At 35.9% G+C, this 7,974-nt stretch carries 9 protein-coding genes and 1 tRNA gene; 8 read left to right on the plus strand and 2 right to left on the minus strand.

The features are described from left to right. Window positions 1-36: 36 nt before the first annotated feature. The 3 genes from QZ265_RS08425 (at window position 37) to QZ265_RS08435 (ending at window position 2,720) form a co-directional block, all read left to right on the plus strand. Window positions 37-690 (plus strand): TrkA family potassium uptake protein, encoded by a 654-nt coding sequence (locus tag QZ265_RS08425; protein ID WP_296405271.1) that lies wholly within the window; start codon window positions 37-39, stop codon window positions 688-690. Window positions 691-735: 45 nt separating this feature from the next. Then, complete coding sequence (locus QZ265_RS08430) at window positions 736-2,061, plus strand: TrkH family potassium uptake protein (protein WP_296405273.1); 1,326 nt, start codon at window positions 736-738, stop codon at window positions 2,059-2,061. Window positions 2,062-2,147: 86 nt separating this feature from the next. After that, complete coding sequence (locus tag QZ265_RS08435) at window positions 2,148-2,720, plus strand: DUF3124 domain-containing protein (protein ID WP_296405274.1); 573 nt, start codon at window positions 2,148-2,150, stop codon at window positions 2,718-2,720. A gap of 124 nt (window positions 2,721-2,844) precedes the next feature. Here QZ265_RS08435 and QZ265_RS08440 read toward each other — a convergent pair whose 3' ends face one another. Beyond that, window positions 2,845-4,716 carry a calcium-binding protein gene (locus QZ265_RS08440; protein ID WP_296405276.1) on the minus strand — a complete coding sequence of 624 codons (1,872 nt, stop codon included), beginning with the start codon at window positions 4,714-4,716 and terminating at the stop codon, window positions 2,845-2,847. Window positions 4,717-5,196: 480 nt separating this feature from the next. On the opposite strand from QZ265_RS08440, the gene QZ265_RS08445 reads away from it, so the two are divergent. Continuing rightward, a tRNA-Val gene (locus tag QZ265_RS08445) sits at window positions 5,197-5,273 on the plus strand. Window positions 5,274-5,492: 219 nt separating this feature from the next. Here QZ265_RS08445 and QZ265_RS08450 read toward each other — a convergent pair. After that, on the minus strand, window positions 5,493-5,720 hold the full coding sequence (locus tag QZ265_RS08450; RefSeq protein WP_296405278.1) for a helix-turn-helix transcriptional regulator: 228 nt from the start codon (window positions 5,718-5,720) through the stop codon (window positions 5,493-5,495). 116 nt (window positions 5,721-5,836) lie between these two features. Here QZ265_RS08450 and QZ265_RS08455 point away from each other — a divergent pair, with 116 nt between their 5' ends. Genes QZ265_RS08455 through QZ265_RS08470 form a run of 4 tightly spaced genes read left to right on the plus strand, consistent with a single transcriptional unit; the run spans window position 5,837 to window position 7,883 of the window. Next, window positions 5,837-6,052 (plus strand): hypothetical protein, encoded by a 216-nt coding sequence (locus tag QZ265_RS08455; RefSeq protein ID WP_296405280.1) that lies wholly within the window; start codon window positions 5,837-5,839, stop codon window positions 6,050-6,052. A gap of 10 nt (window positions 6,053-6,062) precedes the next feature. Further along, entirely contained in the window at window positions 6,063-7,280 is a 1,218-nt protein-coding gene (locus QZ265_RS08460) for a site-specific integrase (protein WP_296405282.1), read from the plus strand. Further along, the gene (locus QZ265_RS08465; protein ID WP_296405284.1) at window positions 7,267-7,554 is read left to right on the plus strand and encodes a hypothetical protein; all 288 of its coding nucleotides are present in this window, start codon (window positions 7,267-7,269) and stop codon (window positions 7,552-7,554) included. Before QZ265_RS08460 ends, QZ265_RS08465 begins: the two co-directional genes overlap by 14 nt. Before the next feature lie 11 nt (window positions 7,555-7,565). Further along, complete coding sequence (locus QZ265_RS08470) at window positions 7,566-7,883, plus strand: hypothetical protein (protein ID WP_296405285.1); 318 nt, start codon at window positions 7,566-7,568, stop codon at window positions 7,881-7,883. Window positions 7,884-7,974 lie beyond the last annotated feature (91 nt).

Below are 7,974 nucleotides of genomic sequence, written 5' to 3' on the forward strand. Positions count from 1 at the left end.
TAATGAATACAAAATACTTAATAAACTGAGGTGATTATGCAATTTGCTATTATAGGCTTAGGCGTTTTTGGTAGAGCGTGCGCTTTTGAGCTACAGAGTTTGGGAAATGAGGTATTAGGTATCGACCTAGATGAAGACGAAGTCGATAAAGTTAGTGATACCTTGGCGCATTCTGTAATTGCTGATGCTACTGACATTGATACCTTGCAAGAACTCAACCTCAGTCAATTTGATGGGGTTATGGTGAGCATTGGTGAAGATTTGGAAGCTAGCTTACTGTGTACTTTAAACCTGATTAAGTTACCGGTTAAAAATCTTTGGGTGAAAGCTAAGACTGATGCCCATCATGATATCCTCAATAGTCTGGGGGTCAAAAATATCATTCATCCTGAACAGGATATGGGTATTCGTATTGCGCAATCTATGGCCTATCCCATGATGAAGCAGTATCTATCACTGGGCAATAAAGAATATCTAGTTCGTATTGATCTACCACAACATGCTTCCCCCATCAATATTGGTAAAATCAGACATAAAAATCCTGATACATCCTTATTACTCATTATCCGTAATGAAGATGTGTTCCAAGACTTCACTGATGATATGTACGTTCAATATCCAGATCGTTTGGTCTTTAAAGGGGATGTGAATGATCTTAAAATTTTGGCCAAAAAGTTATTATCTATCTAAATAATTTTCTTAAGAAATCTAATAAGGGTTTAATGAGTAGGTAATATGTCAAATAAAAAAATGTCTCTTTTAACCTCCCCGCCTATGATTTTGTCAGTTGGATTTCTGATCGTTATCACTATAGGCACCTGTTTACTGATGCTCCCGGCCAGCTCTATTAAACCCGTTTCATGGCTACAAGCGGCTTTTACAGCGACATCTGCTGTGACAGTAACAGGTCTAGCAGTCGTGGACACTGCTAACTATACCCGCTTAGGTCAAGTTATTATTGCCTTTCTTATTCAAGTAGGTGGACTTGGATTTATGACCTTTGCGGTCTTTGCATTTATGAGCTTACAACGCAGGCTAAATATTGCTGGACAAAAAATAGCGCGTGAAGCATTTGCGGATGCAAGCTTTGGGGATATATCCTCTACTGCAAAATCTGTAATTGCTATTGCATTGACGGTTGAACTTATAGGTTTTATCTTTCTATCAATATTTTTTGCTAAAGAAATGCCACTATCTGAAGCTCTGTATAGTGGTTTTTTTTATACCATATCGGCATTTAACAATGCAGGCTTCGGTTTAAATAATGACAATTTAATGCCTTATGCGCACAATTATGGGATAAATATCACCGTCACATCCCTTATCATTATTGGTGGGCTGGGTTTTATAGTTTTAAAAGATTTAATTGAAAATAGAAAATGGTCAAAAATAAACGTCAACTCAAAGATTATGCTTGGTGCAACTGCCGCTTTAAATATAGTTGCATTTGTTTTATTTTGGCTGTTGGAGCATAATAATCCAAATACTATGGGCAATTTTCCTTTAGGAGATCAGCTTATTGCCTCTTGGTTTCAAGCTATTACTCCTAGAACAGCAGGTTTTAATACGGTTCCCGTAGAAGGACTCACGGATGCCAGTACTGTTTTGACAATATTCTTAATGTTTATTGGGGGCGGTTCAGTATCGACTGCTAGTGGTATTAAAGTGGGTACTTTTGTAATTTTACTACTGACGACTTGGGCTTTTTTACGTCAACGTGACCATGTAACTATTTTTGAGCGTCGTATACCTGATAGATTGGTAAGAAAGTCATTAGCGCTAATTAGTATCACCATGATGTTAATATTTTTAAGTGTGTTTATTCTATCTGTTATTGAGGCGCAGCATCCTTTTGAAGATGTTCTTTTTGAAGTTGTATCTGCACTTGGTACCGTTGGTTTAACGCGTGGACTTACCACTCGATTAAGTAGTGCTGGTGAAATTGTAATTATGTTTATGATGTTTGCAGGGCGCCTTGGACCGTTGACATTGGCTTATCTAATTGCTATGCCAAAATCTACTCGGGTCAACTATCCAGAAACTAATGTTTTGGTAGGTTAATTGCTGCTGATAATAGCCTATTGATTGGTGATGAGTTTCATTTTGGTTAAACTTAAATAAGTGCCTTGGGGCCTATAAGGATTTTTATGAAAACTGCTCTATTATTGACCAGCTCATTACTTATTAGTCTAGGTTTGACGGCTTGCAACCCGCCCGAGAAAGATCCAAATATCTTATATAATGATGATCATAAGGACCCGATAAAAAAACTTGAGGTTGATATGCCTAAGGGTAATATGCCATATCAACATTTGTTTTATGTGCCTGTTTATTCAAATATATATGGTGATGAAGAAAGTACAAAGGTTATGTTGTCAGCGACTTTGAGTATTCGTAATACCAGCTTAGATAACAGCTTATATGTGACTAGAATTGATTACTATAATACTCAAGGAGATTATGTCCGCCCTTATTTGAATAAGTCTATTGAGTTGCCTCCTATGGGAACACTCAACTATATTGTCAAAAAAAATGACGATACTGGCGGTGACGGTGCTAACTTTGTAGTGGCTATCGAAAGCGAAGCGCAAAATGTTTCACCATTAATTGAATCTATCATGGTAGGTACTTTTAGCAATAAGGCTTTTTCATTTAGTAGCAAAGGCGTTATTATTGAAGACTCTGCCAAAGATGGATATTTTAATAGTACAAAACAATAATGACTTGAAGTTAAATAGTATTAATAACCTGTCATGGTTTTTTTAGGTACAAAATGTCTGTTACAACCAAAAAACTCAGCAAATTAGCTGAGTTTTTTTAATTAAGAAATATGTCAGTTATTAATTAAGCAATGATAGAACAGTTTAAAACATCATTAACATAACAATTTTCAACGGTTAAATAATTTAAACCCCCTAAACCAATTGATACGTCATCGCCTACTTGAGTTGTGCGCGCACTTAAATGAGCTATATCTGAAAACAGCGCAGATGAGAACTGAATAATATCATGATAGCCTACATCATTATTAAAATCGACAATGACATCGCCTCCAGATAAGGCATTAATTTTAAATATATCATTACCAATACCACCAATCAATGTATCTGCGCCAGCACCGCCGTCTAAGATATCATTTCCTTCAGCACCATATAGTTTATCATTACCTGCCAATCCCATAATGATATCGTCTCCGGAGCCTCCGTGTAGAGTATCTGAAAGCGTAGTACCCTTGATTGAATCATTACCTTCACGGCCAAACACAATTCTGCCAGTTAGTGTATCGTTATGATCACTGCCTTCAACATGATCAGAATATTTTACATCGAAAGCGCTAAACCACTTACGAATAGGCTGAGTATTTTCTAAAGCAGTATCACCAATGATGTAATTGCAACCATGGCTCATTAGCTCACTTTTAAAACTGACAGATTCAACATTGTCAGCCTCAACTAAGTTGTAGCCATTTTTATCGACGAAAAACAAAGTATCATCTTGCATTTGATAGACGTTCCAGTCTTGACTACGCCCTTCAACACGAAGCTGATCAATGCCTATATTTCCATCCACATGATCGACACCATTGCCCGCTCTAATCGTGTCATTACCTGCGCCGGCATCAATATAATCGAAATTTGAGCCACCAGCTATCAAATCATCGTATTTACTGCCTACTAAGAATGCAGAAGTGTTATAGTGACTTGAAGTATGAGTGTTGTAGTCTTGAACCCATGTTGTCGAACGACTTAAAGCGGTTAAATCCGCTACAATAAACGTACTGTCCTTTTGGGTATAGTTATAAAAGGTAGAATTTGAAATACGAGTTATGGCATCGGTGGTAACTCCATTTATGTGCGCATACCAACCAGTAGGAATATTTATCAATGAAAAAATACTTAAATTCCAAATGGGTGAAGCATAGACATCATTAAATAAGACCACATTGTCCATTGAGCTTGCGTAATTTTTATCAGGGTTTACTAAGCCTGGATCAGCATCTGCTATCGCTGTAAAAAAGTCTGGCGCATTGCCAGCTACACGATGTACCACATCGTTCTCATATCCATAATTTAAGACGACATCTGGATTATCGTATATAGCAGGTACGGCAAATGCCATATAATCGGAGTCAGTAAAGAAACCATCGGCTAACCCTTTACGTTCTGCGGCAATAACATTGGTCACACCTGCACCCAGACTGTAACCACTTATTAATACATTACTACCCGTTAACCCATTATTAATGGCATAATCTTTTACTATTTTTAATATAGGCTCGTATAACTCTTTGCCAGCATGGCTATTAAGATTTAAATAATCCAAAATATCAGGTAAGTCATTGGTACCTGCTATATTAAGATTAATACGTTCAAGTTTGCCAGTTTCATCATATTGCCCAAATATCTTAGCCTGCGGACCTTCAACTGCGGTACCCGTATAAAGACTTTCAATCTTAAAATAGCCAGACTTATCTAATAGATCGTTACTTAAACCAAAATCGCTAGGCGTTAATTCACGCCATCCTTGAGGAATGCCAATATTGGTATTATTTGGGAAAAGTTCACCAGTTATTTTACCTAATCCATTAAGTACGTTGTCAGCGGGTATAAAGCCCAATAAACTTGAAGCATTGGTATAAACAGAAAGGCGATTTGCATCATCTGCTAATTTTTTTGACTCATCACTTGAGTAATTTTTATAATCGAACATTGCCATACACTTGCATCCTTTCGAGGTGTTGAGGTTTTATTTAGGAATATTCATTCAGAAAAGAGTTTAAAATTTAAACTATAATCGAATTGATTTGAAAATCCTTTTCAAAGAGGCTATTAAAAAAGTTAATAGAATTTAATGTCAAAGAAATTCACTTCATCCTAAATTTTTAAGGCTAGAGTATCGTTTTATTACAGTTTTATTAAAAGTAAAAATCGTTAGTAAATTATGCCTATCAACAGGTGTTAAATCAATAATTTATCGCATAAAATTAACTTTTGAATATTCGATATAAGAATAAAAAGTTAAACTAATAACTGAATAAAATTCTACTAATTTGAATTACATAGAATTAGTTTTTTTTCATATTTATAAGATAAATATTATTGAATTATGGATCATGATATTTCAGTAGTTTGCAAATAATTAGTGATAATAAAGCTTGCATTAAAACTATAATTTGCTAAAATACCTCACCTCAATAGGCGTATAGCTCAGTTGGTTAGAGCGCCACCTTGACATGGTGGAGGTCGCTAGTTCGAGTCTAGTTACGCCTACCAAATTCGAAAGCCCCAATCTTTATGATTGGGGCTTTTTTTGTGGTTGTTTTATAAGGGCTGAGACCTATTGAACTATTCATAACGACTCATTGATTTATTTTAGATAATAGTTTTCAAAAAAAGCCGTGTGCCCAGATTGTGCCCAAGCTGTGCCTTCCCCAAATTATGTGATTTTTAAATATCTATATTTTGACCTCTACTCCATTTCTGATCAAAACTTTATTTTTTTAGATCCTGATCTTCTGAATCAGCAACATACTCAAATATTTCTCCTACCTCAACTTCTAAAAACTCGCAAAGCTTATCAATAGTATCAAAGTCAATTCTAGACGATTGGTCATTGTATATTTTATGTAAAGTAGTTTTACTGATACCCGTCGCTCGTACGGCATCCGCTACCTTTAGCCTTCTTTCCGCTAACAAAGTGGGTAAATGATTCACAATCATGATAAAAATCCATTCTTAGTTGTAAATAGTACTTGCATAGTTATAAATTTATGGTAAATTACAACTATGGTATTCAAAAGTACCATTATGCTAATACTTTATATAAGGAATATATTATGTCACATACTTACCTTACTACCCAAGAGCTTTCTGAACGTATTAAGTATAACCCTCGTACTATTCGAAATGAATTAAAAGATAGTGTCTTGATCGAAGGTATTCACTACATTAGACCATTTGGGGGTAGAAAAATCCTCTACATTTGGGAAGAAATTGAAAAAGATATGCGTATCGGTGTATCCGGCAGCATTAACGCCATGGCACTACAATAAGGAGACTATTATGGCTAGCATTAGAAGCAGAGGCAAAAAACTGTTTGTTGATTTTAGATACCTAGGTGTTCGGTGTCGCGAAACGACTAACCTGATTGACACCCCTGAAAACCGTAGGAAGTTGCAAAAGATCATTGAAAGAATTGAGGCCGAGATTGTTTTAGGTACTTTCAATTACGCTCAATACTTTCCAAAGAGCGATAAAGCTGAAGAAATGATGGCATTGAATGACCGTAAAACATCTATTCAAACCGATGTGCCATTATTCAAAGACTTTGCTATGCAGTTTACTCAAGAAAAGGAGATTGAATGGCGCGAGACGTATCGAAATAAGATAGCCGATACATTAAGGTTATATTTAATACCTACTTTTGGCTCTAGACCATTACATTTAATAAAAAAGACAGATGTATTAGCCTTCCGTTCATCCCTCGCCAAAGTGACTTACGGAAAAACTAACAAACATCTGTCAGCGGCACGCATCAATTCGATAATGGTACCATTAGGTATGATACTAAAAGAAGCGGCAAAACGCTATAAGTTTGATAGCCCGTTTGACGATATCAAATCATTGAAAGAGCCTAAAGTAAATATAGCGCCTTTCACGCTTGATGAAGTTTGGAAGTTTATAAATGGGGTAAGACTAGATTATCGCAATTATTACCTAGTCCGTTTTTTTACTGGAATGAGAACCAGTGAAATCGACGGTCTAACTTGGGATAGTATTGATTTTAATCGACGTGAGATAGTGATAAATCAGGCTTTAGTCAAAGGTAAAATAGTTCCCCCAAAGACGCAAGAATCTTATAGAGCCATTCAGATGTCTCCATGGGTCTATGATGCATTAAAAGAGCAACAGAAAGTCACTTATAAGCGTTCTGAGTATGTGTTTTGTTCACATACTGGTGAGCCTTTTGACTATAACAATGTTAATAAACGTGTTTGGCACCCTACTCTTAAAGCTTTAGGCTTAAAGAAAAGAAATGCTTATCAAACTCGGCATACTGCTGCAACGTTATGGCTTGCTGCTGGCGAGAGTCCCGAGTGGATTGCATACCAAATGGGTCATTCAACTACCAAGATGCTTTTTAATACTTATAGTCGTTACGTTCCCAATATGACGCGTCAGGATGGTAGTGCTTTTGAAGCTTTGGTTAATCTCAGTCAAGTACAACTTGATATAAGCAATACGAATATTGACAAGGAGGTTAGTAATGAAAACAATTGATTATCAAACTTTGTTGAAAAAGCATAAGCCTCCGGGATATATAAGTGCTGATGCTAATAATATTGCAAATGATCTTATTCGAGATAACTGCATTCAATCTGGTTACGGTCTAAACAAGTTTTTAGGCATGAGTTGTTGTTTTGATAACTATCAGTGTCTTGGTATATGGGTTCAAACCAAACTTGATCACCATGAAAGTTATGATATAAATGATATACGCAGTGAGTTACAAAGCGAACTCTGTAATCTTTTACCGCAATTTGGTCAAGGGTAGGAGAATAACTTATGAGTGTTCATTTGATTGATAGTCCTTCATGCTTGACTGAAAAGCAGATTTGTTATGATTACTGGCAGTACGACGCTAAAATTGGTTATTTAAATCATATTCAAAACCTCTGCCAAAAACATGCACTGAGTCATAAGGAGTTTTTTAAAGCGATACATCGTTATCGTGCTTACATAAGCGACGTACGCTGTGCTAACTGTAATAGTTATTGTTTTGTAGATGTACCTGCAGATATACCCTATATGAGAGAATATAAAATTTGGTTTTGCGAGTCTTGTATAGAGTTTTCTTGCGGAGAGTTAGTAAGTCAGAAATAAAAGATGTTTTTTGATAATACAATAGCCTCTAATAACTTATAAATGTTATTAGAGGTTTTTTATTGGTGTGATGAGTGTTTGATAACCTTAT

This window comes from Psychrobacter sp. (assembly GCF_018260395.1).
GTDB lineage: Bacteria > Pseudomonadota > Gammaproteobacteria > Pseudomonadales > Moraxellaceae > Psychrobacter.

Coding starts and splice junctions, on each gene's coding strand:
- QZ265_RS08470 (WP_296405285.1), top strand. CDS start 7,566: ATGAGTGTTCATTTGATTGATAGTCCTTCATGCTTGACTGAAAAGCAG.
- QZ265_RS08430 (WP_296405273.1), top strand. CDS start 736: ATGTCAAATAAAAAAATGTCTCTTTTAACCTCCCCGCCTATGATTTTG.
- QZ265_RS08425 (WP_296405271.1), top strand. CDS start 37: ATGCAATTTGCTATTATAGGCTTAGGCGTTTTTGGTAGAGCGTGCGCT.
- QZ265_RS08455 (WP_296405280.1), top strand. CDS start 5,837: ATGTCACATACTTACCTTACTACCCAAGAGCTTTCTGAACGTATTAAG.
- QZ265_RS08440 (WP_296405276.1), bottom strand. CDS start 4,716: ATGGCAATGTTCGATTATAAAAATTACTCAAGTGATGAGTCAAAAAAA.
- QZ265_RS08450 (WP_296405278.1), bottom strand. CDS start 5,720: ATGATTGTGAATCATTTACCCACTTTGTTAGCGGAAAGAAGGCTAAAG.
- QZ265_RS08435 (WP_296405274.1), top strand. CDS start 2,148: ATGAAAACTGCTCTATTATTGACCAGCTCATTACTTATTAGTCTAGGT.
- QZ265_RS08465 (WP_296405284.1), top strand. CDS start 7,267: ATGAAAACAATTGATTATCAAACTTTGTTGAAAAAGCATAAGCCTCCG.
- QZ265_RS08460 (WP_296405282.1), top strand. CDS start 6,063: ATGGCTAGCATTAGAAGCAGAGGCAAAAAACTGTTTGTTGATTTTAGA.